A 24,611-nucleotide genomic window follows, 5' to 3' on the forward strand; every position below is an offset into this window, starting at 1 on the left:
CTACGCAAGCAAGGCCATGGCATGCTTGAGGTTCTGCTCCGGGCCTTCAACGGTAATCCTATCCCGCTTGCCGCATAGCGGCTGAACAGTCACAATTTAAGAACATTCCCTCGGAAAATGTCGTCACTTGCTTGCCCAATACCTGAACACGGGGATTGTCGTCCTGTATCTTGATGCGCACCGCATTCCCCTGATTTGCCACCGGACAGGTGCTTTCCCACCCGGTGAAGGACAGCCGGGAACTCCTCGCCCAAGTGCGCTCCACCGCCGTTTTCACCCACGAGCGCTCGGCACTGTTGACCGTGGACGGGTTGATCCAGCAAACAGGAATGGTCGACTGACTCCACACAGCGGACCTGAGCACATAGCCATTCTCGTCGGCCCACGCGGTGGACGCCAGGGACGCCAGTATCAGCGCGGAGATGTTCTTAATATAAATGCGTTTCGACATCTAAAAGTACTCCAAGTAAATGATGCGTTTAACAAAAAAACAACGTTTTATTGTATATCAAACACACCCTGGAGTTGCGTTATTTTACATATTGTATTTTAACTACCTAATTGACTGTTTCGCATGTGCACAAAAAAGCCCGCCATCCGCCCTTTGAGGGGCAGGTGGCGGGCTGGACGGCCCTAATCCGGTTATCGCTTACACGTTGAACAGGAAGTTCAGCACGTCGCCATCCTTGACCACGTATTCCTTGCCCTCGGCGCGCATCTTGCCCGCCTCTTTCGAGCCGGCTTCGCCCTTGTAGGCGACGAAGTCGTCGTAGGCGATGGTCTGGGCGCGGATGAAGCCGCGCTCGAAGTCGGTGTGGATCACGCCGGCCGCCTGCGGGCCGGTGGCGCCGACGTGGATGGTCCAGGCGCGCACTTCCTTGACGCCGGCGGTGAAGTAGGTTTGCAGGCCGAGCAGCTTGTAGGCGGCGCGGATCAAGCGGTCCAGTCCGGGTTCCTGCATGCCCATGTCGCTCAGGAAGGCTTCCTTGTCGGCGTCGTCGAGGTCGGCGATTTCCGATTCGATCGAGGCGCAGATGGCGACCATCGGCGCGTTTTGCGAGGCGGCGTAGGCGGCCAGCTGGTCCAGCAGCGGGTTGTTGACGAAGCCGGTGTCGGAAACGTTGCCGACGTACATGGCCGGCTTGGCGGTGATCAGGCACAGCGGCTTGATCAGCGCCATTTCCTCGGCGTCCAGGCCGAGCGCGCGCACCGGCTTGGCGTCGTTCAGATGCGGCATGATGCGTTCGAGCAGCGCCACCAGCTTGGCCGCGTCCTTGTCGCCGGAGCGGGCCTTCTTGTGCTCGCGGTGGATGGCTTTTTCAACCGTGCCCATATCGGCCAGCGCCAGCTCGGTCTGGATCACTTCGATGTCGTCGAGCGGGCTGATCTTGCCGGCCACGTGGATCACGTTGTCGTCTTCGAAGCAGCGCACCACGTTGACGATGGCGTCGGTTTCGCGGATGTGCGACAGGAACTGGTTGCCCAGGCCCTCGCCCTTCGACGCGCCCGCCACCAGGCCGGCGATGTCGACGAATTCGACGATGGCGTTGACCAAGCGCTCCGGCTTGACGATGGCGGCCAGCGCCGCCATGCGCGGGTCCGGCACCTCGACGACGCCGACGTTCGGCTCGATGGTGCAGAACGGGTAGTTCTCGGCCGGGATGCCGGCCTTGGTCAGGGCGTTGAAGAGGGTGGACTTGCCGACGTTAGGCAGGCCGACGATGCCGCATTGGAGACTCATGGAAAACCTTTAATAATCAAAGCACGACCGCGCCGGCGGGCGGCGCTGGGGCGGTGCTGGTAGAGAAAACGGGGCGCCTGGCCGCATTTTCGGGAAATGGTATTGTTGTGCAGCGTTCAGGGGTCAATTGTAACCTTCCCGCAGGCTCTCTTCAAAAGAGTTATGCGCCGGCGCCGCCGATTTACGCCGCAAGCGCCGCCGCCGCGTCGCCGCCGCAAGCCCGCTTGCGTTGCCTCAAGGGGCGTCGCGGCCGCCAAACTACCATTCCTGAACCGGCGCGCCGTCCGCCGCCCGCCCAGGAGTCCGACATGTGCCTTGCCTTCTCGCCCGCGCGGCACCTCGCCGCCGCCCTGCTCGCGGCCGCCTGCCGCGCCGCGGCGGCGCACGACAGCGGCACCGACCCGTCGCTGGTGATCGAGCGCTTCGCGCAATCGTACGTGGTCGAGGCCGACGGCAGTTACACGCTGACGGTGGAGGACGAGCGCCGCATCGCGCAGCAACGCGCGGTCGGCCCGCACAGCCAGTACTACATCAGTTACAACGGCACGCTCGACAGCGTCGACGCCATCGCCGCCTACACCGAGAAGCCGGACGGGCGCCGCCTGGCCGTCGGCCCCGGCCAGATCAAGGACCAGCACGAGGCGGTCTCGGCCGAGGCGCCGGTGTTCCAGGACATCCGCGTCAAAGTAATCGTCTTCCCCGACGTGGCGGTGGGCGACCGCTTGGTGCTGCGTTACGTGCTCAAGCGCAGCGGCGCCCTCTTCCCCGGCCATTTCGAGGACTTGTCGTCGTCGCAGTTTTTCCTCAACAAGGCCTTCAGCCTGCGCTACGACTTGCCGGCCGGGATGCCGCTGTACGCCGACGCGCGCGGCTTCCGGCCGGTGGCGCTGGCCAGCCCGCCGGGCAGGCGGCGTTACCAGTGGGACTATGTGCCGGGCGACAACGAGCGTATCGAAGCCGATTCGGTCAGCTACCTCGACTACGGCAAGCGCCTGGCGGTGTCGACCTTCGCCGACTACGCCGCCTTCGCGCGCGCCTTCGAGGCCGGCGCGCGCGGGCGCGCCGCGGTGACGCCGGCGATCGCCGCGCTGGCGCGCCAGCTCACGGCCAGCCGCGCCGCGCCGCGCGAGCAAGCCCTGGCGCTGAGCGACTGGGTGCGCAAGCACATCCGCTATGTCGCGCTGTACATCGGCCCCGGCGGCGTGGTGCCGCAGGCCGCCGGCGAGGTGCTGGCGCGCCGCTACGGCGACTGCAAGGACCAGGCCGCGCTGCTGCAGGCGCTGCTGGGCGCGGCCGGCATCGACAGCACCGGCGCGCTGCTCAACAACGGCAACGTGTTCCAGTTGCCCGGCGTGCCGACGCTGGGCATCTTCAACCATATCATCACCTACGTGCCCGGCCTGGACCTGTACCTGGACCCGACCGCCGAGGCCATCGCCGCCGGCTACCTGCCCGAGCGCGACCTGGGCAAGCCGGTGTTGCTGACCAAAACGGGCCGCCTGGCCGCCACCCCGGCGGCCCAGCCGGGACGCAGCCGCAACGCCATCACCTTCCAGATTGGCAAGAACGGCAACAGCCTGTTCCGCGTCGCCAAGACCAGCGCCGGCGCCAGCGCCGAGCCGTACCGGCAGGCGCTGCGCGGCATCGGCCAGGCCGAGCGTGACGCGCTGGTCGAACGCATGCTGCAGGGCGCCGGCCAGCGCGGCTACGGCGTGCTCGACCCGGGCCGGCTCGACGGCGGCGGCGACGAGTATCAAATGGTGTTTGCCGGGGTCAGCGACAGCGTCGCCAACCTGCCGGGGCAGGCCGGCGTCGCCACCTCGTTCAGCTTCTGGGGCGGCGTCACCGAGGCGGTGCTGGCGCTGGCGCAGGAAAAGGAGCGCAGCCAGGACTATGTCTGCCCGGCCGTCGACAGCGAGGACCAGAGCGGCTTCGAGTTCGCCCCCGAGGTCGCCATCCTGGCGCTGCCGGCGGCGCTGGCGCTGCGCCAGGACAGGCTCGACTACCGCGCCGACTACACGCGCGCCGGCAACACCGTGACGGTGCGGCGGCGCCTCGTGTTCAGCCCGCCCGGCATGGTGTGCACGGCGGCCGACTTCCAGCGCCTGCGCCCGATGGTCGAGCGCATGCTGCGCGACCTGAAGAGCCAGATCATCGTCGAGGCGCGCTAGGAAACGCCGCGCCGGCCTCGCGTTCTTGCTGGGGGGGCGCCGGCTACGCGGCGGTATGCAACTGCATCGTCGCGATGTCCATCTTGCCTTCGCAGGCCAGCGGCAGCACGCGCAGGCTTTTTTCAATCGCCTCGTCGATCAGCGCCTGCTCTTCCTTGCGCGGGCGGTGCAGCACGAAGTCGGCCACGGCCTGCTGCGAGGCGGTGGTGCGCGGGTGGCCGATGCCCAGGCGCAGGCGCCAGTAGTCCTGCGTGCCGAGCGCGGCGGTGATGTCCTTGAGGCCGTTGTGGCCGCCGGCCGAGCCGCCCTTCTTCATCTTGGCCACGCCGGGCGCCAGGTCGAGTTCGTCGTGCACCACCAGCACCTCGTCGGGCGCGATCTTGTAGAAGCGCGCCAGCGCGCCGACCGACTGGCCGGAGCGGTTCATGAAGGTTTGCGGCTCCAGCAACCACACTTCGCGCCCGCCGACCGCGGTTTTCGCGACCAGCGCGTTAAAACGCGATTCGCGCTGCAGGCGCGCGCCGGGCAGGCTGTTGGCGAGCTGGTCCACCAGCCAGAAGCCGGCGTTGTGGCGGGTTTGTTCGTATTCGGGGCCGGGGTTGCCGAGGCCGACGATCAGGCGAATGGGCATGGGATAGTGGGAGAGGAAAATGCGATTATGGCTGAAAACGGGCAATAAAAAACCCGCCAGGCGGGTTTTTTATCGATGCGGCCGCCAGGCGGCCGCTTCGTAGAGTATTACTTCTTGCCTTTTTTGGCGGCTGGAGCAGCGGCAGCGCCTTCAGCAGGAGCGGCGGCTTCGGCCGACACGTGGCCAGCCGGCACCAGGGCGGTGGCAACGGTTTGGTTCTTGCCGTGGGCGATCACGGTAACGCCTTCCGGCAGGGTCAGGTCGGCCAGGTGGATCGAATGACCGACGTCGATGGTCGACAGGTCAACGGTGATGAACTCTGGCAGGTTGCCTGGCAGGCAGGAAACTTCCACTTCGTTCAGCACGTGGCTGATGGTGGCGGCGTGCAGTTTGACGGCAGGCGAGACGTCGGCGTTGGTGAAATGCAGCGCCACTTTCATCTGGATAGCCTGGTCGGCCAGAACGCGCTGGAAGTCGGCGTGCAGAACCAGTTGCTTGTACGCGTGGACTTGGAAGTCGCGCAGCAGAACTTGCTGGGTGGCGCCGTCGATTTCCAATTCCAGGATCGACGAGTGGAAGACTTCTTTTTTCAGCGCGTGGTACAGCGCGTTGTGGTCCAGCGAGATCTTGACCGGGGCTTCGGTGCCACCGTAGACGATACCTGGGGTTTGGCCGGAAATACGCAGGCGGCGGCTCGCTCCGGTACCTTGCAGTTCACGTTTAAATGCGATAACTTTCATGTGTTGCTCCAAAAAGAACGAGGCTTGCGCCGCGCGTTGTGAAGTCCCCCGCGACCAGGGGACTTCGGGAAATGGGCGCGGCAGCCGCGCCCAAGAAGACGGTGGAAACTACAGCGGCGCAACCGGCAAATCTGCCGGCCGCGCCGCTAACATACTGCCGGTGTTCCCGGTGTTTAGTCGATGAACAGCGAAATGACCGAATCGCCCTTGATGATGCGCTTGAACGTTTCCGCGAGCAGCGGCGCGCAGGTCAGTTGGCGGATCTTGCCGCAGGCCAGGGCCGCTTCCGACAGCGGAATCGTGTCGGTGACGACCAGCTCGTCCAGCGACGAGGCGCTGATGCGCTCGATCGCCGGGCCGGACAGGACCGCGTGGGTGCAATACGCGACGACTTTCTTGGCGCCGCGTTCCTTCAACACTTCGGCGGCCTTGGTCAGCGTGCCGGCGGTGTCGACCATGTCATCCATGATCACGCAATTGCGCCCTTCGACTTCGCCGATGATGTTCATCACTTCCGACACGTTCGCCTTCGGGCGGCGCTTGTCGATGATGGCCAGGTCGCAACCGAGGCGCTTGGCCAGCGCGCGGGCGCGCACCACGCCGCCGACGTCGGGCGAGACCACCAGCAAATCCTGGTAGTTTTTCTTTTGCAGGTCGCCCAGCAGAATCGGCGAGGCGTAGATATTGTCGACCGGGATGTCAAAGAAGCCCTGGATCTGGTCGGCGTGCAAGTCCATGATCAGGACGCGCTCGACGCCGGCTTTTTCCAGCATGTTGGCGACCACTTTGGCGGAAATGGCCACGCGCGCCGAACGCGGGCGGCGGTCTTGGCGGGCGTAGCCGAAATACGGGATCGCGGCGGTGATGCGGCCGGCGGATGCGCGTTTCAGGGCGTCGACCATCAGCATGATTTCCATCAGGCTGTCGTTGGTCGGGGCGCAGGTCGATTGCAATACAAAGACATCCTTGCCGCGCACGTTTTCGTTGATCTCGACCATGACTTCGCCGTCGGAAAACTTCGTCACATTGGCCTTGCCGAGGGGGATGCCGAGGTTTTTTGCGACCCCTTCTGCCAAAGCCGGATTAGCGTTGCCGGTAAAAACCATCAGGTTTTCGTAAGCCATGGAGGAGTCCCAAGAGGTAAGCGTTGAATCTTGAAAAGTCACAAGCCGGGCAAAGGCCCGGCTGCGCTGTGTTTAGGATGGACCGCGTTTGCGGGTACACCTATCTTGCCCTGACTGGACGCTGACTTCGCATCGACAGATTTGCAGGAGCAACTAATGGCAGGGGAAGAAGGATTCGAACCTTCGCATGCTGGAATCAAAATCCAGTGCCTTAACCAGCTTGGCGATTCCCCTACGCAACTGACTGCTTTCCGTCATGGCCAGTATTCTAGCGCCTATTCAACGTAAAGCCAAATTTATTTTTCCTGCTTACAACATTTGCAACATTCTCTCCAGCGGATGGCGGCTCAGCGCTTTCGCCTTCCAGGCGACCCAGACCGCGGGCACCTTGCCGAGCACCGCATCGGCTGCGCTTGCGCTGGGAAACGCGCAAAACACGCAAGCGCCGGAGCCAGTCATCCTGGCCTTGCCGTGACGCCCCAGCCATTCTATCGCCTCTGCTACCGGCGGGAATAAGCGGCTTGCCACTTGCTGCAAATCGTTTTCGCCAAATTCGCCCACGTCGCGCTGCAACATGAGGTGCCTGGAAAAGTCCGCTATTGTGACGAGTTTTGTGTCCCGTGTCAAATCTTCGGCGCAAAATATCGCGGCGGTCGGCACCGCGACGCCGGGTTCGATGACGACATACCAACAATCCGGCGTGGCGACGGCGCGCAACGCCTCCCCCACCCCCTCGGCGAAGGCGCTTTCACCGAAAATGAAGAACGGAATGTCGGCGCCCAGCGGCAGGCCCAGCGCCATCAACTCGGCGCGCGTCAGGCCGGCCCGCCATAGCTGGTTCAGCGCCATCAGCGCGGTGGCGGCGTCGGACGAACCGCCGCCCAGGCCGCCGCCCATCGGCAGGATCTTCTCGACTTCGATGTCGACGCCGGGCGGCAGCGCGCCGCTGCGGCGCAGCACCTCGGCCTGCAGCAGCGTGGCCGCGCGGATGATCAAGTCTTGCCGCTCCGGCACGCCGGGCAGGTCGGTGACGCGGCGGATCGCGCTGTCGCCGCGCAGCTGGAAATGCAGCACGTCGCCGCGCTCGACCAGCTGGAACACGGTTTGCAGCAAGTGGTAGCCGTCGGCGCGGCGGCCGTTGACGTGCAGGAAAAGGTTCAGCTTGGCCGGGGCCGGGCAATCGCGCAGGCCGGCAAGCGGCGTACCCGCATTGGTGGGCGCGCTCACGGCTGGACCGGGTCGATGACGATGCGGATGGCCACCGCTTCGGAACCGGCGCCGGCGCCGCGCTCGGCGTCGATGCGTTTCGGCCGCGGCGTGGCGCCGTCCTGCCACGAGACGAAGGTCAGGCGCCAGCCGTCGCCGGTGGTGACGCTGGCCCGCAGCGGCGAGGCGGCGAAGCGCCGGCCGTCGGCGTCCAGCGCGTAACCCTGCAGCCAGTCGCGCAGGCCCGACACCGGCAGCGGCCAACCCAGCGCCTGCGCGCTCAGGCTGTCGATGTCGGCGGCAGTGCGCGGCGCCTGGCCGCCCTGGGTCAGCGTCGCCAGGCCGGGCGCGACGCCGATGACGGCGATGGTCTGGCCCAGCGGCGACGCCAGGCTAACGTCGATGCGCTGGCCGCTCTGGCGCCAGACGAACTTGCCCGACAGCGACTCCGGCTTGCCGTCGCGCTGGTAGTTCACCGACAGGCGCCCGGCCAGCTCGACGCTGTCGCGGTAGGCCGCCACCGGCTGCGCCGACGGCGGCGCGCCGGTGGTGGCGCAGGCCGACAACAGCGCGCAGGCAAAGCCGGCGGCAACAAGGTTTTTTCGGGCGATGGGCAGGGACATAAGGGACCGTAATAATTAAGAAGTGAAAAACGCCGCGCAAGCCTGGCAAACCCGTGGCGCCGGCGGCGCCAGTCTACAAGCTGAAGTTGAGCCGCGCCAGCGTACTTTTCAAGGCGTCGTTCTTGGGGTCCTTGGCGCCGGCTTCGCGCCAGAGTTTTTCGGCGTCGGCCTTGTCGCCCTTCTGCCACAGCACTTCGCCCAGGTGGACCGCGATTTCCGGGTCGCTGCGCAAGCTGTAGGCGCGCCGCAGCAGTTCCTCGGCTTGCTCCAGGTTGCCGAGGCGGAACTGCACCCACCCCATGCTGTCCATGATGAAAGGGTCGCCCGGCGCCATCTTCAGCGCCTTGTCGATCAGCGCCAGCGCCTCCGGCAGGCGGACGTTGCGCTCGGCCAGCGAGTAGCCCAGCGCGTTGTAGGCGTGGTGGTTGTCCGGGCTGCGCGCCATGACGCGGCGCAGACTCGTTTCCATGACCTCGAGCTTGCCCAGCTTTTCCGCCAGCAGCGCGAAGTCGTACAGCAGTTCGGCATTGTCCGGGAAGCGTATCAGCGCGTTTTCCAGCACCGTGAAGGCGCTCTGGGCGTAGCCGCCGTCGCGCAGCAACTGGGCGTCGGTTTGGAACAGCTGCGCCTGCTCCTCGGCTTCGTCGGTCTTGATGTCGGCCAGCACCTTGCGCGCGCCGTCCAGGTCGCCGTGCCTGGCCATCAGCTGGGCCCGCCGTACCCTGGCCTCGAAGTAGGGCCGCGCGTCGCGCCCGTCGACCTGGTCCAGCCATGCCAGCGCGCCGGCGTGGTCGCCCCGGTCCTCGGCCAGCTGGGCCAGGATCATTTGCACCTTGGCCGGGTCGCGCTCGTCGCTCGGCTTGGCCGCCAGCACCGCCAGGAAGCGCTTGAAGTGCGCCTCGGCGGCGCCGCCGTCGCCCAGTTGCATCGAGATGATGCCCAGCGCGTACAGCGTCGCCAGGTTGTCGGGCTGGTCCTTGAGCAGGATCTGGAATTGGCCGCGCGCCGGCTCGAACTGCTTCTGCTCGATCAGCAGGCGGGCGTAGGCCGCGCGCACTTCGCGCGCCCCCGGGTTGACCCTCAGGAACGCCGTCAGCACCTCGTCGGCGGCCTGCGCGTTGCCGGCCACCTGCGCCAGCGTCAGCGCCGCCAGCTCCGAGTCGGGCTTGATGCGCAGCGCTTCCCGCGCCTCCCGCTCGGCGCGTTCGCGATCGCCCTTGGCGTGGGCGCTTTGCGCCAGCACCAGGTGGCTTTCCTGCATCGCCAGATAGGGCGCGAGCACCCGTTCGAGCATCGCGAAGGCGGCCGCCTTGTCTTTCGCGCGGGTCAGGAATTGCTGCATCTGGAACATGTTGAGCGCGCGCGCGGCCGGCGCCGCGTCCCTCAAGCGCTGGCTGAAGATCGGCTCGGCCTCGCCCATCTGCTCGCTGAGCACGACGAAACCGAGGAAATACTGCCTGGCCTCCTCCGAGTTCGGCGCCAGTTCGCGCCACAGCCGGATCGCCGCCAGCGCCTCGCCGCCCTGCTTGGCCGTCAGCGCCATTTCGGCGGCGCGGTGGGCGATGCGCGGGTCGCGGGTTTGCTGGGCCACGCTCATCAGCGTGACAAACGGTCCCTGCCAGCGCCCGCCCTTGAACTCCAGTTCGGCCTTGGTCAGCTTGTACAGCAGGTCGGCGCTCAGCTCCAGGCTGGGCAGGACCTCGTCCGCGCGCGTCGACGCCGACGTCGCCTCGCCGGCGGCGCCGTCCTCCTCCGGCGGCGCCGGCGCGGGCGCGACAGGCGCCTGGCGCTGCGGCGCCACCACGGCGCACGCCGACATCAGGGCGCAGAGAGTTACAATGGCGAAAGCGTTTTTCAAAAGGCGTTCCTGGCTGTACGGGTAAGCGATGATTCTACGCCCAACCCATCCATTGCGTGCGCGCGCGTAACGAAATATGCGCCGTCCCGGCCGCAAGCCGGCGTTTCCACCCCAGTTCGAGTTTGCCATGCCAGAATTGCCCGAAGTTGAAGTCACCCGGCGCGGCGTCGCGCCGCATCTTGAAGGCCGCGCCGTGCAGGCGGTGGTGCTGCGCCGCGCCGGCCTGCGCTGGCCGTTTCCGGCCGACCTGGCGCGCCAGCTGGCCGGGCGCACCATCGGCCTGACCGGGCGCCGCGGCAAGTACCTGCTGCTGGCCTTCGAGCACGGCACCTTGATCATCCATCTGGGCATGTCGGGCCATTTGCGCGTGCTGCCGCCGGGCACCGAGGCGCAAAAACACGACCATTTCGACCTCGTCGTCGACGGCGCGCAGGGCCGCCAGGTGTTGCGCATGACCGATCCGCGGCGCTTCGGCGCCGTGTTGTGGCACGACGCGCGCGACGGCGGCGTCGACCAGCATCTGCTGCTGCGCGGCCTCGGCGTGGAGCCGCTCGAGGACGGCTTTTCCGGCCAGTTGCTGTACAAGAAAACGCGCGGACGCGGGGCCAGCGTCAAGCAGGTGCTGATGGCCGGCGACATCGTGGTCGGCGTGGGCAATATCTACTGCTCGGAGAGCCTGTTCCGGGCCGGCATCAACCCGAAAACCCCGGCCGGGCGCATCGGCCTGGCGCGCTACGACAAACTGGCGCAGGCCATCCGCGAGGTGCTGGCGGCGGCCATCGCCCAGGGCGGCAGCACGCTGCGCGATTTTATTGGCGTAAACGGCCAGACGGGCTATTTCCAGCAGAGCTATTTCGTCTATGATCGTGCAGGCGCGCCCTGCCGGGTATGCGGCGCGCCGGTGCGCCAGATCAAGCAGGGGCAGCGCTCGACGTTTTATTGCGTCAACTGCCAAAAATAAGATGCGAATGGAGGCGTGGCGAGCATGATGGTCAGGGACTTGGAACAATACAGCGCATGGCGCCAGGGCGTCGTCGCGGCGCTGCGGCGGTACCAGGACTGGGTCGGCGCGGCCGACCTGGCCGACGGCGCCACCGAGCTGCGCCTGGGCCGCGCGCTGGCCCGGCTGGCCGACGACAAGCTGTCGATCGCCTTCGTCGCCGAATTCTCGCGCGGCAAATCGGAGTTGATCAACGCCATCTTCTTCGCCGACTACGGCCAGCGCATCCTGCCGTCGGCGGCCGGGCGCACCACGATGTGCCCGACCGAGCTGCTGTACGACCCGGCCCAGCCGCCGTCGATCCGCCTGCTGCCGATCGAGACGCGGGCGCGCAACCTGTCGACCAGCGACTACCGCGACGACGCCGCCGCCTGGACCGCGCTGCCGCTCGACCTGGACGCGGCCGGCTCGCTGCAGGAAACGCTCAGGCAAGTTAGCATGAGCAAGCGCGTGACGGTGGCCGAGGCGCAGAGCTACGGCCTGTACGACGCCGACGACCCGGACGCCGCGGCGGTGCTCGACGAGCGCGGCATGGTCGAAATTTCGCTGTGGCGCCACGCCATCATCAACTTCCCGCATCCGCTGCTCAAGCAGGGCCTGGTAATCCTCGACACGCCCGGCTTGAACGCCATCGGCACCGAGCCGGAGTTGACGCTGAACCTGATTCCGAACGCCCACGCGGTGCTGTTCATCCTGGCCGCCGACACCGGCGTGACCAAGAGCGACATCGAGGTGTGGCGCAACCACATCGGCGGCGGCGCCGGGCGCCTGGTGGTGCTCAACAAGATCGACAGCATGTGGGACGAGTTGCGCAGCGACGCCGAGGTCGACGCCGACATTGCGCGCCAGCAGGCCGGCGCCGCGCACATGCTGGCGCTAGCCCCGCGCCAGGTGTTTCCGGTGTCGGCGCAAAAGGCGCTGGTGGGCAAGATCAACGGCGACCCGGCGCTGCTGGCCAAGAGCGGCCTGGAGGCGCTCGAGCGGGCCCTGTTCGACGAGCTGATCCCGGCTAAGAAGGACATCGTGCGCGGCCAACTGGCCGACGACCTGCGCGCCATCGACACGGCGCAGCAGGCGCTGGTGGCGGCGCGCATCCGCGGCATCGTCGAGCAGTTGCACGAACTGAAAAGCCTGCGCGGCAAGAACCAGAGCGTGATCGCGCACATGATGCGGCGCATCGACGTCGAGAAAAAGGAGTTCGACAGCAGCCTGTTCAAGCTGCAGGCGACGCGCTCGGTGTTTACCCGCCTGTCGACCGAGTTGTACACCAGTCTGGGCATGGACATCGTGCGCGACGACATCGACCAGGTGCGCGAGGCGATGCGGCGCAGCCGCTTTTTCACCGGCGTGCGCGAGGCCGTGCGGCAGTATTTCGAGCGCATCAAGCACAACCTCGCGCAATCGGAGCGCAAGACGGTGGAAATCTCCGAGATGATGGGGGTGATGTACCGCAAGTTCGCCGCCGAACACGGGCTGGCGCTGGCGCTGCCGATGCCGTTTTCGCTGGAGCGCTACCGCCGGGAAATCGGCGAAATCGAGGCGGTCTACCACAAGCAGTTCGGCACCGCGACGTTGATCACGACCAGCCGCGTGGTGTTGATGGAGAAATTCTTCGACTCGATCGCCTCGCGCGTGCGCAAAAGCTTCAAGGCCGCCAACGACGACGCCGACGCCTGGCTGAAGGTGATCATGGCGCCGCTGGAGGCGCAGATCCGCCAGCACAAGGACCAGCTGAAACACCGGCTGGCGTCGATCCAGCGCATCCACGACGCCACCGACAGCCTGGAGCAGAAAATCGACGCGTTCGAGGCCGGCCTGCTCGAGCTGGAGCAACAAAAAATCCGCCTCGGCGAACTGGTGGGCGCGATCGGCGCCGCCATCGACGCGCGCGGCGCGGTCCTCGACGCGGCCGCCTGAGCGCCGCCCCGGCAGCCGCGTCCACACGAGAAAACGAGACGAACAAGGACATGACAAATTTGCTTCACCCGCCGCCGTTGCGGCACGACGCGGCCAGCGCCGCCGCCCTGGCCGACCCCGGCTTTTCCGCCACCGTGATCGGCTGGCAGCAAGTCCACGGCCGCCACGCGCTGCCCTGGCAAAACACGCGCGACGCCTACCTGGTCTGGCTGTCGGAAATCATGTTGCAGCAAACCCAGGTCGCGGCCGTGCTGGGATATTACGCGCGCTTCCTGGCGCGCTTTCCGACGCTGCGCAGCTTGGCCGAGGCGCCGGTCGAGGACGTGATGGCGCAGTGGAGCGGCCTCGGTTACTACACCCGCGCGCGCAACCTGCACAAGTGCGCCCGGCGCGTGGTGGACGAGTACGACGGCGTGTTTCCACACGACCCTTTGCTGCTGGCCGAGCTGCCCGGCATCGGCCGCTCGACGGCGGCGGCGATCGCGGCGTTTTCCAGCGGCGCCCGCGCCGCCATCCTGGACGGCAACGTCAAGCGGGTGTTCGCGCGGGTCTTCGGGATCGACGCCTATCCCGGCGAAAAAAAGATCGAGCAGGCATTGTGGCAACGCGCCGAGGCGTTGCTGCCGCTGACGGGCATCGAGTCCTACACCCAGGGCTTGATGGACTTGGGCGCGACCCTGTGCACGCGCAGCAGCCCGGATTGCCAGCGCTGCCCGCTGCAGCCGCGCTGCGTTGCCTTCGCCACCGACCGGGTCAAGGAACTGCCGGTGCGCAAGCCGAAAAAGACCAGCCCGGAAAAGCACGCGACCATGCTGGTGATCATCGACCGCGGCCAGGTGCTGCTCGAACAGCGGCCCGGCAGCGGCATCTGGGGCGGCCTGCTGTCGCTGCCGGAGCTGGACGGCCACGCGCCGCTCGACGGCGGCGCCGCGCCGGCCGTCGACCACGACGCCGTCACGCTGGCGGTCGGCAAGTTCGGCGAGATCGAGTCGCAGCAACGCCTGCTGCCGATCACCCATGTGTTCACGCATTACAAGCTGCGCATCGCGCCGTGCCGCATCGCGCTGGCGCGCCGCCTCGACCTGGCCGGCGAGTCCGGCCACGTCTGGTACGACGGCGCCGCCATCGGCCAGGCGCCGCTGCCGGCGCCGATCAAGAAACTGCTGCTGGAACTATTCGGCGACACCCAGGCGGCGCAGGCGCGCATGGATTTTTAGCGCCGGCGATTATTGGACCAGCCTGGCGATGGCGAACACCACCCCGCTGAGCGTGACGGAGAGCGTGACGGCGGTGGCGATGAACCATTTGACTAGTCTGGCTTCATGGCCGCCGTCTCGGCGCGCAGCGCGGCGTGTGCGGCGGCAAGCCTACAGCTCGTCGATTGAAAACAGGCGCCGGTGCTCGCGGATGGCGTAGCGGTCGGTCATGCCGGCGATATAGTCGGCGATCTGGCGCGCCTGCTTGCCCGGCGCGTCCGCCGGCGCCAGGTAGTCGGGCGGCAGCAGCACCGGCTCGGCCTGGAAGGCCTCGAACAGCTCGCGCACGATGCGGCTGGCCTTCACGCGCATCCGGTTGACCTGGTAATGGCGGTACAGGTTGGCGTACAGGAAGCGTTTCAACTCACTTGCCTCGGCCCGCATCGGCGCGGAAAAGCGGATCAGCGGCGGCGCCGCGCGCACTTCGTCGATGTGCCGGGGCGCGGCCGCGGCGATCAGCTGCGACGACGTGGCGATCAGGTCGGCCGCCAGCGCGCTGATGATGCGGCGCAGCGTTTCATACACCGCGCGCCGGCCCGGCAGACCGGGGAACTCGGCCTCGACCGCGCGGCGGTGGCGCCCGAACAACGCCACCTGCTCCATCTGCGCCATCGTGATCAGGCCGGAGCGCAGGCCGTCGTCGATGTCGTGGTTGTTGTAGGCGATTTCGTCGGCCAGGTTGGTCAGTTGCGCCTCCAAAGAGGGCTGGGTGCGGTCGATGAAGCGCTGGCCCAGCGGCCCCAATTGTTGCGCGTTGGCCAGCGAACAATGCTTGAGGATGCCCTCGCGCGTCTCGAACATCAGGTTCAAGCCGTCGAAGGCGCCGTAATGCTGCTCCAGCTCGTCAACCACGCGCAAGCTCTGCAGATTGTGCTCGAAACCGCCGTGTCCCTTCATGCAGTCGTTGAGGACGTCCTGGCCGACGTGGCCGAAGGGGGTGTGGCCGAGGTCGTGCGCCAGCGCGACCGCCTCGACCAGGTCCTCGTTCAGGCGCAGGCTGCGCGCCAGCGAGCGGCCGATCTGCGCCACCTCCAGGCTGTGCGTCAGGCGGGTGCGGAACAGGTCGCCTTCGTGGTTGAGGAAAACCTGGGTCTTGTATTCGAGCCGGCGGAAGGCCGACGAGTGGATGATGCGGTCGCGGTCGCGCTGGAACTGGCTGCGCGAAGCGGCCGGCGCCTCGGCCACCCGCCGCCCCCTACCCTGCGCCGAATGGGCCGCGTAAGGGGCGAGCAAGGCGTCTTCCAGCATGGCCGGCTAGCCGACGCAGGCGGCCAGCGTGGCCAGCACGTGCTCGCGCGGGGCGTTGCCGATGCTCGGGCTGCCAAGCGGCTTGAGCAGGATGAACTTGATCTCCCCGCCCTCGTTTTTCTTGTCCACTTCCATCAGTTCGAGCCAGCGTTCGGTGCCCAGGTCGGGCGCCGTCACCGGCAGGCCGGCGGCGGCCACCAGCGCGCGCACGCGCGCCACCGTGGCGGCGTCGACGTGGCCGACGCGCCGCGACAGCTCGGCCGCCATCACCATGCCGCAGCCGACGGCCTCGCCGTGCAGCCAGTTGCCGTAACCCATGCCGGCCTCGATCGCGTGGCCGAAGGTGTGGCCGAAATTGAGGATCGCCCGCAGGCCGCCCTCGCGCTCGTCCTGGCGCACCACGTCGGCCTTGATCTCGCACGAGCGGGCGATGGCGTAGGCCAGCGCGCCCTTGTCGCGCGCCATCAGCTTGCCGATGTTGACCTCGATCCAGTCGAAGAAGGCGGCGTCGATGATGGCGCCGTGCTTGATCACCTCGGCCAGGCCGGCCGACAACTGGCGCGCCGGCAGCGTTTCCAGCGTCGTCGTGTCGGCGATGACGACGTTGGGCTGGTAGAAGGCGCCGATCATGTTCTTGCCCAGCGGATGGTTGATGCCGGTCTTGCCGCCGACCGAGGAATCGACCTGGGCCAGCAAAGTGGTGGGGATCTGCACGAAACCGACGCCGCGCATGTAGCTGGCGGCGGCGTAACCGGTCAGGTCGCCGATGACGCCGCCGCCCAGCGCCACCAGGGTGGTCTTGCGGTCGCACTTGCGCGCCAGCAGGGTGTCGAAAATGGTCATCAGGCTGGACCAGTTCTTGTGCTCCTCGCCGTCCGGCAGGACGATGCTGAACACCTCCTTGCCGCCGGCGGCCAGCGCCCGCTCCAGGCGCGCCAGGTACAGCGGCGCCACCGTGGTGTTGGTGACGATGGCCACTTTGCCGCCGCTGACGTGGCGCAGCAGCAAATCGGCGTCGGCCAGCAGGTCGGGGCCGATGACGATCGGGTAGCTGCGCTCGTCGAGGTCGACGCTTAAAAGGATATTGGATTGCTCGTTCATCGAAGGCTCTGCTTGGGTGACGCAGTTGGGCGAGTTCTCGCATTCGAGGCTGGCCAGCTGCATCAGAATTGTTTGGACCATCGATTGTACGTTAGGTCGGCCGGTGTCGATGACGACGTCGGCCACCTCCATATACAAGGGCTCGCGCTGCACGGCCAGCTCCTCGATGCGCTTGCGCGGATCGGCCGTTTGCAGCAACGGCCGGCTCTTGTCGTGGCTGGTGCGCGTCATGATGCTGTTGACGTTGGCGCGCAGGTAGATGACGGTGCCGCGCTGCTTCAGATAGGCGCGGCTGTCGGCGTCGAGCACGGCGCCGCCGCCGGTGGCCATGACGATGCCTTGCTGCATGGTCAAGTCGCGGATCACCTCCGCCTCGCGCCGCCGGAAGCTTTGCTCGCCCTCGATTTCAAAAATCCACGGAATCGAGGCGCCGGTGCGGGCCTCGATTTCGTGGTCGGAATCAACAAAGCGCTTGCCCAGCTTGCGGGCAAGGATGCGGCCGATGGTGGTTTTTCCGGCCCCCATCAGCCCTACTAAATACAGATTTTGCATTGCGGCAATAGTTTAATTTTTATCGTTACAGGCCGATGCCCGTCCGTATGGGCTGACCACGCCCGGCGGGCTGATCGTCTTAATGGCGTAGTCGCTGTTCAGGCCGCGCAGCAAAGTGTAACCGACATACGTCGACTCCGTCCCGGAAACCTTGCCGCGCACCGTGAAATCGATGTCGAGCCAGAAGGCCCGGTCGCGCGCGTAGGTGAACGTGACGACGGCCATGCCGTTGGCGTCGGTCTTGGCGCTCGACGTCACCTGCACCGGAATGCCCGGGTCGAGGAAGCCGTTGGTGTTGAAATCCTCCCCGGCGTCGAGAATGCCGTTGCTGTTGACGTCCTCGTTGGCGCAGCTGGCGCTCACTTGCGCCGTCCACGGGCCTTCGAGGCCGGGGAACAGCATGATGCCCTTGTAATAGTTGCGCGGACGCACGGAGACCGTGATGTCGACGTTGGCCGCCGGGCCGCCGCCGCCGTCGGTGACGAACACCACGTACTCCTTGCTGTAGGTGGTCGAGCTGGGCGTGCCGACCGAGTTGCCGGTGCCGGCGCTAATGAACAGCGCGCTCTTGGCCACCGTCAGCTGGATGTCGGCCAGGGCCACCGCCGCCGGCACCGCCGGATCGTCGATCTTGGCCCGCACCACGACGCCGTTGACGGCCGTGGTGCTGGCGCCCGGGATGAAATTGACGCTGGCGGCGCCGTCGCTGCCGGTTTGCACCCGCGAAGGCGAGCTGAGCGCGCCGCCGCTGCCGTCTTTTTGGATCGAGAAACTGATCCAGGCGTTCTTCACCAGGTTGTTGGCGGCGGTGCCGTCGCGCACGATGGCGCGCACCGTGCTTTGCTGGGTGCTGCTGCCGGGCAGGTTGGGGCCGACCAGGGCCGGATCGGCCTGGCCGGTGACGTTGGCGCTGGCGACCAGCGGCGCGACGAACTCGACGGTGCCCTGCACCGACACGCCGGCGGCCGTCGCGGTCAGGCTGGCTAGGCCGGGACTGGTGGCCTTGACATAGCCGGTCGCGTCGCCGGCGCTGAAGGTCAGCGGCGCCGCCAGTTCCAAGGTACAGGCGCTGTCGCTGTAGACGTTGCCGCGCGACGTGCCCAGGCCGACGTTGCCCGTTTGCGCCACGCCGGCCGTGTCGTTGTGGATGGCCACGCGCTGGCAGGTGTTGATCAAGGCCTGGCTCTGGGTCGCGCCGCCGGCGTTGACCACTTTCACGTTGAAGTTCGAGGCGTTGATCGTCATGGTCGTCGAGGCCGTGTCGCCCGTCGATTTCACCGTCACGGTGTCGGCGCTGCCGGCCGGATTGACGTTGACCTGATACACCAGCACCAGCTGGCCGCTGGCGTCGGTGACGGCGGCGCCGCCGCCCTTGACCGTGACAGGGTTGCTGGCGGCGCTGAAAGTAACCGCCTTGTTCGCCAGCGCCGCGCCGGCCGAGTCGACCAGTTTCACCGTCAGCTCGGCGCTGGCGCCCAGGTTGAGCGTGTTGTTGGCGGCGATCGACAGCTTGGTGCCGACCACGTTGACCACCGTGCTCATGCTCTTGCCGCCGACGGTGGCGGTGACGGTGATCGCGCGCAGGGTCGGATCGGCGCTGGTGCCCAGCTTGACGCTGGCCTGGCCCAAGGCGTTGGTGGTGGCGACCGGCTGGCTGAGCGCGCCCGAATCGGCGGCGAAATTAACCAGCGCGTTCGGCACCACCGAATTGGCGGCGTCCTTGACCAGGGCCACGATGCTGACCTCGGCGGTGCCGGCCGACGCCAGCGTGACGCTGTTGGCGGTCAACTGGATCGAGGCGATCGAGGTCGTCGTCGCCTTCACCACCTTGACCACCAGCGCGGTCGACTTGACGCCGCCGACGCTGGCCGTGACGGTGATGTTGCGCTCCGCCGTGTTGCCCTTCGTGCTCAGCTTGGCGGTGACGGCGCCGGTCGCGTCGCTGACCAGGTTGTCGCTGCTGACGGTGCCCGAGTCGGCCGAAAAGGCCACGGTTTCGTCCTTCAGCGCGGTGTTGTTGGCGTCCTTGACGATGGCCGTCAACACCACCTCGGTGCCGGTTTCGCCGGAGGCGAGTATCGACTCGGCGCTGCCAACCAGGACCACGCTGGCGACCTTCGAGGCGGCGCCCGGCGGCGTGGTGCCCGGCACCGCGCCGGGGTTGCCGCCGCCGCCGCCGCAGGCCGCCAGCAGCGCGGCGCAGGCCGCCAGCGCCAGCCAGGCGGAAAATGGTTTGCTCGAATTGCGCGGTATGTTCATAGGTCCACCCTTGTTATCCAGCATAAAATTCGTTGATGTCTTACTTTTTATTAACGCGTCGAGAGCCGGTCGGCGACGATTTTCGGCGTGATGAACACCAGCAGCTCGGTCTTGTCGTTGGTGCGGCCGGTGGTGCGGAACAGGTAGCCCAGTACCGGGATGTCGCCCAGCAGCGGCACCTTCGACTCCGACGAACGCTCGGACTGCTGGTAGATGCCGCCCAGCACCACGGTGCCGCCGTTCTCGACCATCACCTGGGTCTTCACGTGCTTGGTGTCGATGGCGAAACCGGCCCGGGTTTCCTGGCCGACGCTGTCCTTGTTGACGTCCACTTCCAGCACCACGTTGCCGTCGGGCGTGATCTGCGGCGTCACCTCGAGGCGCAGGTTGGCCTTCTTGAAGGTGATCGACGTGGCGCCGCTGCTGGTGGCGACCTGGTAGGGCAGCTCGATGCCCTGCTCGATCAGGGCGATCACCTTGTCGGCGGTGACCACCCGCGGGCTGGAAATGATCTTGCCCTTGCCGTCGGCCTCGAGCGCCGACAGCTCCAGGTTCAGGAAGCGGTTGGCGGCGGCCGAGAACAGGCTCACCGCCAGGTTGCCGGGGGCGATGCCGTTGATGCTGGCGGCCGGCAGGTTGACGAACTGGCTGTTGTTGTAGGACGAGCCGGTCTCGCCGAGCTGGCCGGTGACCTCGCCCACGCCGGCGATGTTGCCGCCGATGGCGACGCGGGTGTTGCCGTTGCCGACCTGGTAGCCGGCGTCGCCGCCGCGGATGGTGCGCATGTCGGCGAAGCCGAGCTTGGCGCCGAGGTTGCGGCTGAACGAGTCGTTGGCCTCGACGATGCGCGCCTCGATCAGCACCTGCTTGCTGGCGACGTCGGTCTTCTGGATCAGCTTGCGGATGTCGTCGAGCTTGGCGGCGACGTCGGTGACGAACAACTGGTTGGTGCGCGGCTCGATGATGGCGCTGCCGCGCTTGGACAGCACACGGTTCTTGCCGTCGCCGCCGACGTCGAGGCCGAACACGGTGCGGAAGGCGTCGGCCTTCTGGTAGTTCAGTTGGAAGATCTCGGAGCGCAGCGGCTCGAGCTCGGCGATCTGGGCGCGCTGCTCGAGTTCCAGCTTCTCCTTCGTCAGCAACTCCTCCCTCGGCGCGATCCACAGCACGCTGCCGTTCTTGCGCATGTCCAGGCCCTTGGCCTGCAGCACCACGTCGAGCGCCTGGTCCCACGGCACCTCGCGCAGGCGCAAGGTCAGGTTGCCCGTCACGCTGTCGCTGGTGATGATGTTCAGGCCGGAGATGTCGGCGATCGCCTGCAGCGCCGCGCGCACCTCGACGTTCTGGAAGTTGAACGACAGCTTTTCGCCGCGGTAGCCCTGGCTGCCCTGGGTCAGTTTGTTCGGCTCCTCCTTGATCGGCTTGACGTCGATCACCAGTTGCGTGTCGCTCTGGTAGACGGTCTGCTCCCACAGCCCCTTGGCCTCGATCGTCATGCGCACGTTCTCGCCCTGCGGCACGGTGGTCACGCGCGTCACCGGCGTGCCGAAGTCGGCCACGTCGAGGCGCCGCCGCAGCGTCTCGGGCAGGCCGGTCTTGAGGAAGTCGACGACCACGCCGGCGCCCTGCTGGCGCACGTCGACGGCCACCTGGCTGTGCGGCAGGTCGACGACGATGCGGCCCTCGCCGTTGGCGCCGCGGCGAAAGTCCATGTCGCGCAGCAACTGGCGCCCGGCCGGCGCCGGCGCGGCGGCGGCCGGCAGGCCGGCGGCGTTGACGGCGGTGGCGACGCCGCCCGAGCCTTCGATGGTGACGATGACGGCGTTGCCGTCGATCGCCGTGGCGTAGTTCAGCGCGCGCTTGAGGTTGAGCACCAGGCGCGAGCGCTGGCCGGCCTGCACCACGTTGACGCTGCGCAAATCGCCGACGTTCATGTCGAGCACGCTCTTGCCGGTGCCGTTGACGGTGGCGCCGAAGTCGAGCGCGATGCGGGCCGGGTTGGTGATCGAAAAGCCGATCGGCATGCCGGCCGGCGCGCGCTGCATGCTGACCTTGACGATCACGTTCGAGCCCTGCTGGTTGGCGCTGATCGCCTCGATGACGTTGTCCTGCGCCGGCGCCGGCTGCGCGCGCGCGGCGCCGGCCGGCAGCAGCAGCGCCAGCGCCAGCGGCGCCAGCGCCGCCGCCAGCCGCGCGCCGCGCGCCATGAATGGGAATGCGCTCATTATTTTGTCTCCTTGCTGTCCTGCAACTCCAACTTGGCCATGCGCTCGACCCAGTCGCCGCCCGCATCCTGAACGATCTCCTTGATCGAAATCGCCTCCTCGGTGACGCCGGTGATGAGGCCGAAATTCTGGCCGACGTGCTGGCCGCTGCGGACCTGGTACACCGACCGGTCGATTTGCAGCAGCGCGTACACCACGCCCGCCTTTTGCAGCGTCCCCACCATCTTGATCGTGTCGAGCGGGTAACTTTCCAGCAATTCCTTGCGGCGCTCCAGGTCCGGTTTGAAGCCCGAGCTGGACTTGGCCGCGCGCGCCAGCTCGGCCAGCAGCTTGTTCGGGCTGAACGGGTCGACCGCCTCCTTGGCGCCGTAGGCGAAGGGGATGAAAGTCTTCGGTTCGCTCAGCGGCGGCACGGCGACGCGCGCCTGCGCCTTCACCTCGGCCATCCATAGCCGCACCTCCTGCACGTCGCTGTCGCCGCAGCCGGCCAGCGCCAGCAGCAGCGCGGCGGCGGCCGCGGCGTTGCGCGGCGCGTTCATTTCTTGGCCTTGCTTTTCTTGTCGGCCAGCGCCTTGCGCTGGGCCAGCACCTCGTCCGGGTCGAGGTAGCGGAAGGTCTTGGCGACCGCTTCCAGCGTCAGGCTGCCGTCCTTGGCCGCGACCAGGGCCATGTTGTTGAGCGTGACGATGCGCGGCAGGTTGGCCATGTCGCCGGCGAAGGCGCCGAGGTCGTGGTAGTTGCCGCTGACCTTGATGTCGATCGGCAGCTCGGCGTAATAATCCTTGACCACCACCTGGCCCGGCCGGAACAGCTCGAACTGCAGGCCGCGGCCCAGCCCGGCCTGGTTGATGTCGGACAGCAGCGCGGCCATCTCGGCCTTGCTCGGCAACTGCTTTTGCAAGCGCTCGACGTACTGGTCGACCTGCGCCTTCTGCGCCCGCAGCGCCTCCAGGTTGATCGCCAGCGCCATCTTGCCCTTGTATTCGTCGCGCAAGCCCTGCTCGCGCAGCGCGCCGGCCTCCTGCTGCTCGAACTGGCCGCTCCAGTAGCCGAAATAGCCGAGCGCGATCACCGCCGCCGCCGCGCCGCAGCCGCACAGCACGCGCGGCGCCAGCGGCCACTGGCCGGGGTGGAGCTGGTTCAGGCCGCGGAACTGCGCCGCCAGCGACTGCGCCAGGTGTGTCAGGTTAGCCATATCGATCGCTCCGCTGTCATTGCTTCGGCGCCGCGGCGGGCGCCGCCGCGCCGCTCTTGTCTTGCTTGGGCTGGTCCTTGTCGCGCGGGCGCTTGATGCCGACCACCAGCGTGAATTCGACCACCTTCTTGGCGCTGCGTCCCTGGCCCAGGCCGGTGGAACGCACTTCGACCAGTTCGGGGCGTTCCAGCCACGGCGAGTTGCCGGCCAGGTTGCGCAGGAATTCCGAGACCCGCTCCTGCGACTGGGCGTAACCGTTCATGTTGACGCGCTGGCCTTCCTGCTTGAAGGCGCGCAGGTAGACCCCGTCCGGGGTTTGCCGGACCAGCTCGTCGAGCAGGAACACCGGCTGGTTGCGGTCGCCCTGCAAATCCTCGACCGCCTGCTGGCGCGCCTTGAGCGCCTCGATCTCCTGCTTGAGGGTAGCGATTTCGACGATCTTGCCGTCGAGTTCGATGATCGCCGCCTTGATGGCGCCGTTGCGCTCGTCCTGGATCGACAGGCGGCGCGCGTTGTAGCCGCCCACCGCCAGCACCACCGCGGCGCCGGCGACGGCGCACAGCCCCAGCAGGGCCAGGAAGGCGGCCTTCCTTTGCTGGCGTTTTTCCTCGCGGTGCGGCAGCAGGTTGATGCGTATCATCAGCCGAACCTCCGCAAGGCCAGGCCGCAGGCCACCAGGTAGGCCGGCGCGTCGCTATGCAACTGCGCCTCGCGCACGCCCGGCGCCAGTTGCATGCCCTGGAACGGCGAGAACACGGCGGCGGCCATCTTGGTGCGCCCGGCAACCAGTTCGAGCAGGCCGGGCAGCTGGGCGCAGCCGCCGGCCAGGAACAACTGGTCGACCCGGGTGTAGGGCGTCGACGTGAAGAAAAACTGGATCGCCCGCGTCACCTCCAGCGCGGCGCTCTCGAGGAAGGGCGCGAGCACGTCGCGCTGGTAGTTCTCCGGCAGCTCGCCGGACTTCTTGCGCCCCTCGGCCTCCTCGAACGACATGCCGAAGGCGCGCACGATGTCCTGGGTCAGCTGGTTGCCGCCGAAGGGCTGCTCGCGCTCGTAAATGGTGACGCCGTCCTGCAGCACGGAAATGTGGGTGACCTGGGCGCCGATCTGGAACAGCGCGATGACCTGGTCGAGCGTAGCCTTGGGCGTCAGCGCCGTGACGCGTTCGAGCGCGGCGCGCGCGGCGTACGACTCGATGTCCATCACCACCGCCTTCAGGCCGGCCGACTCGGCCACGGCGACGCGGTCCTCGACCTTCTCGCGGCGCGACGCCGCCAGCATCACCTCGATGTCGTCGGGCGAGTTCAGGGCCGGCCCGAGCACGTCGAAGTCGAGGCTGACCTCGTCGAGCGCGAACGGGATGTACTGGCTGGCCTCGGACTCGACCTGGACTTCCAGCTGGTCCTCGGAGAGGCCGGCCGGCAGGATGATTTTCTTGGTGATCACCGACGCCGGCGGCATGCCCAGCGCTACCAGGCGGGCGCGCGCGCCGCTCTTCTTCCAGAGCCGGCGCAGCGCCTCGGAGACTTGCTCGATGTTTTCGATGTTACCGTCGACCACGGCGCCGCGCGGCAGCGGCTCGGCGGCGTAGCGCTCCAGGCGCAGCTCCTGCTTGCCGACCAGGGCCAGTTCGACCAGGCGCACGCCGGAGGTGCTGATGTCGATCCCCAGCAGCGGCTGGCTGGCGCGGCCGAACAGGGCGCTCAGGTCGATCAAGGCCGTCCCCCGCCGCGGCGCGCCGCCGGCTGGCCCGCGCCACTACTA

General features: G+C 67.2%; 20 protein-coding genes and 1 tRNA gene. 4 read left to right on the plus strand and 17 right to left on the minus strand.

Translation table 11 applies throughout. The features are described 5' to 3' along the window. Window positions 1-58: 58 nt before the first annotated feature. Both ACFDR9_RS12915 and ychF read right to left on the minus strand, forming a co-directional pair. Window positions 59-451, minus strand: a complete 393-nt coding sequence (locus ACFDR9_RS12915; protein ID WP_409031242.1) for a hypothetical protein — start codon at window positions 449-451, stop codon at window positions 59-61. Between the two features lie 198 nt (window positions 452-649). Then, complete coding sequence (ychF, locus tag ACFDR9_RS12920) at window positions 650-1,741, minus strand: redox-regulated ATPase YchF (protein WP_017877804.1); 1,092 nt, start codon at window positions 1,739-1,741, stop codon at window positions 650-652. A gap of 308 nt (window positions 1,742-2,049) precedes the next feature. On the opposite strand from ychF, the gene ACFDR9_RS12925 reads away from it, so the two are divergent. After that, window positions 2,050-3,912, plus strand: a complete 1,863-nt coding sequence (locus ACFDR9_RS12925) for a DUF3857 domain-containing transglutaminase family protein (protein WP_409031243.1) — start codon at window positions 2,050-2,052, stop codon at window positions 3,910-3,912. A gap of 43 nt (window positions 3,913-3,955) precedes the next feature. On the opposite strand, the gene pth is transcribed toward ACFDR9_RS12925, so the two are convergent. The 7 genes from pth to ACFDR9_RS12960 form a co-directional block, all read right to left on the minus strand. Continuing rightward, complete coding sequence (gene pth, locus ACFDR9_RS12930; RefSeq protein ID WP_017877806.1) at window positions 3,956-4,543, minus strand: aminoacyl-tRNA hydrolase; 588 nt, start codon at window positions 4,541-4,543, stop codon at window positions 3,956-3,958. A 107-nt stretch (window positions 4,544-4,650) separates the two neighbouring features. Then, window positions 4,651-5,283 carry a 50S ribosomal protein L25/general stress protein Ctc gene (locus ACFDR9_RS12935; RefSeq protein WP_017877807.1) on the minus strand — a complete coding sequence of 211 codons (633 nt, stop codon included), beginning with the start codon at window positions 5,281-5,283 and terminating at the stop codon, window positions 4,651-4,653. Window positions 5,284-5,456: 173 nt separating this feature from the next. After that, on the minus strand, window positions 5,457-6,407 hold the full coding sequence (locus tag ACFDR9_RS12940; protein ID WP_017877808.1) for a ribose-phosphate pyrophosphokinase: 951 nt from the start codon (window positions 6,405-6,407) through the stop codon (window positions 5,457-5,459). Between the two features lie 157 nt (window positions 6,408-6,564). Continuing rightward, a tRNA-Gln gene (locus ACFDR9_RS12945) sits at window positions 6,565-6,641 on the minus strand. Between the two features lie 75 nt (window positions 6,642-6,716). Further along, window positions 6,717-7,634, minus strand: coding sequence for a 4-(cytidine 5'-diphospho)-2-C-methyl-D-erythritol kinase (gene ispE, locus ACFDR9_RS12950; protein ID WP_409031244.1), 918 nt, complete (start codon window positions 7,632-7,634; stop codon window positions 6,717-6,719). Continuing rightward, window positions 7,631-8,236: an outer membrane lipoprotein LolB gene (locus tag ACFDR9_RS12955; RefSeq protein ID WP_017877810.1), complete on the minus strand. Its 606-nt coding sequence runs from the start codon at window positions 8,234-8,236 to the stop codon at window positions 7,631-7,633. Before ACFDR9_RS12955 ends, ispE begins: the two co-directional genes overlap by 4 nt. A 73-nt stretch (window positions 8,237-8,309) precedes the next feature. Continuing rightward, on the minus strand, window positions 8,310-10,055 hold the full coding sequence (locus tag ACFDR9_RS12960) for a tetratricopeptide repeat protein (RefSeq protein ID WP_409031261.1): 1,746 nt from the start codon (window positions 10,053-10,055) through the stop codon (window positions 8,310-8,312). Between the two features lie 166 nt (window positions 10,056-10,221). Between ACFDR9_RS12960 and mutM the strand changes: the two genes are divergently transcribed. From mutM to mutY, 3 genes are read left to right on the plus strand one after another with little or no spacing between them, the layout of a single operon-like run. Further along, entirely contained in the window at window positions 10,222-11,055 is an 834-nt protein-coding gene (gene mutM / locus ACFDR9_RS12965; protein WP_409031245.1) for a bifunctional DNA-formamidopyrimidine glycosylase/DNA-(apurinic or apyrimidinic site) lyase, read from the plus strand. Between the two features lie 27 nt (window positions 11,056-11,082). After that, window positions 11,083-13,011, plus strand: a complete 1,929-nt coding sequence (locus ACFDR9_RS12970) for a dynamin family protein (RefSeq protein WP_026133126.1) — start codon at window positions 11,083-11,085, stop codon at window positions 13,009-13,011. A 50-nt stretch (window positions 13,012-13,061) separates the two neighbouring features. Beyond that, a complete protein-coding gene (gene mutY, locus ACFDR9_RS12975; protein WP_409031246.1) occupies window positions 13,062-14,228 on the plus strand; it encodes an A/G-specific adenine glycosylase in 1,167 nt (388 codons plus the stop codon). A gap of 150 nt (window positions 14,229-14,378) precedes the next feature. Here the strand turns inward: mutY and ACFDR9_RS12980 are convergent, their stop codons facing one another. Genes ACFDR9_RS12980 through ACFDR9_RS13015 form a run of 8 tightly spaced genes read right to left on the minus strand, consistent with a single transcriptional unit; the run spans window position 14,379 to window position 24,563 of the window. Further along, window positions 14,379-15,515, minus strand: a complete 1,137-nt coding sequence (locus ACFDR9_RS12980) for a deoxyguanosinetriphosphate triphosphohydrolase (RefSeq protein ID WP_026133127.1) — start codon at window positions 15,513-15,515, stop codon at window positions 14,379-14,381. Between the two features lie 6 nt (window positions 15,516-15,521). Next, entirely contained in the window at window positions 15,522-17,141 is a 1,620-nt protein-coding gene (gene aroKB / locus ACFDR9_RS12985) for a bifunctional shikimate kinase/3-dehydroquinate synthase AroKB (RefSeq protein WP_409031247.1), read from the minus strand. Window positions 17,142-17,180: 39 nt separating this feature from the next. Beyond that, window positions 17,181-19,427 carry an Ig-like domain-containing protein gene (locus ACFDR9_RS12990; RefSeq protein WP_409031248.1) on the minus strand — a complete coding sequence of 749 codons (2,247 nt, stop codon included), beginning with the start codon at window positions 19,425-19,427 and terminating at the stop codon, window positions 17,181-17,183. 50 nt (window positions 19,428-19,477) lie between these two features. Next, window positions 19,478-21,652: a type IV pilus secretin PilQ family protein gene (gene pilQ / locus ACFDR9_RS12995; protein ID WP_026133128.1), complete on the minus strand. Its 2,175-nt coding sequence runs from the start codon at window positions 21,650-21,652 to the stop codon at window positions 19,478-19,480. Next, window positions 21,652-22,191, minus strand: a complete 540-nt coding sequence (locus tag ACFDR9_RS13000; protein WP_409031249.1) for a pilus assembly protein PilP — start codon at window positions 22,189-22,191, stop codon at window positions 21,652-21,654. The genes pilQ and ACFDR9_RS13000 overlap by 1 nt, the downstream gene beginning before the upstream one ends. Continuing rightward, window positions 22,188-22,847, minus strand: a complete 660-nt coding sequence (locus ACFDR9_RS13005) for a type 4a pilus biogenesis protein PilO (RefSeq protein ID WP_026133129.1) — start codon at window positions 22,845-22,847, stop codon at window positions 22,188-22,190. Before ACFDR9_RS13005 ends, ACFDR9_RS13000 begins: the two co-directional genes overlap by 4 nt. Window positions 22,848-22,863: 16 nt before the next feature. Further along, complete coding sequence (locus tag ACFDR9_RS13010; RefSeq protein ID WP_409031250.1) at window positions 22,864-23,487, minus strand: PilN domain-containing protein; 624 nt, start codon at window positions 23,485-23,487, stop codon at window positions 22,864-22,866. Next, entirely contained in the window at window positions 23,487-24,563 is a 1,077-nt protein-coding gene (locus tag ACFDR9_RS13015) for a pilus assembly protein PilM (RefSeq protein WP_017877822.1), read from the minus strand. The genes ACFDR9_RS13010 and ACFDR9_RS13015 overlap by 1 nt, the downstream gene beginning before the upstream one ends. Between the last annotated feature and the right edge of the window lie 48 nt (window positions 24,564-24,611).

It is taken from the genome of Janthinobacterium sp. CG_23.3 (genome assembly GCF_046115965.1).
Lineage (GTDB): Bacteria > Pseudomonadota > Gammaproteobacteria > Burkholderiales > Burkholderiaceae_D > Janthinobacterium.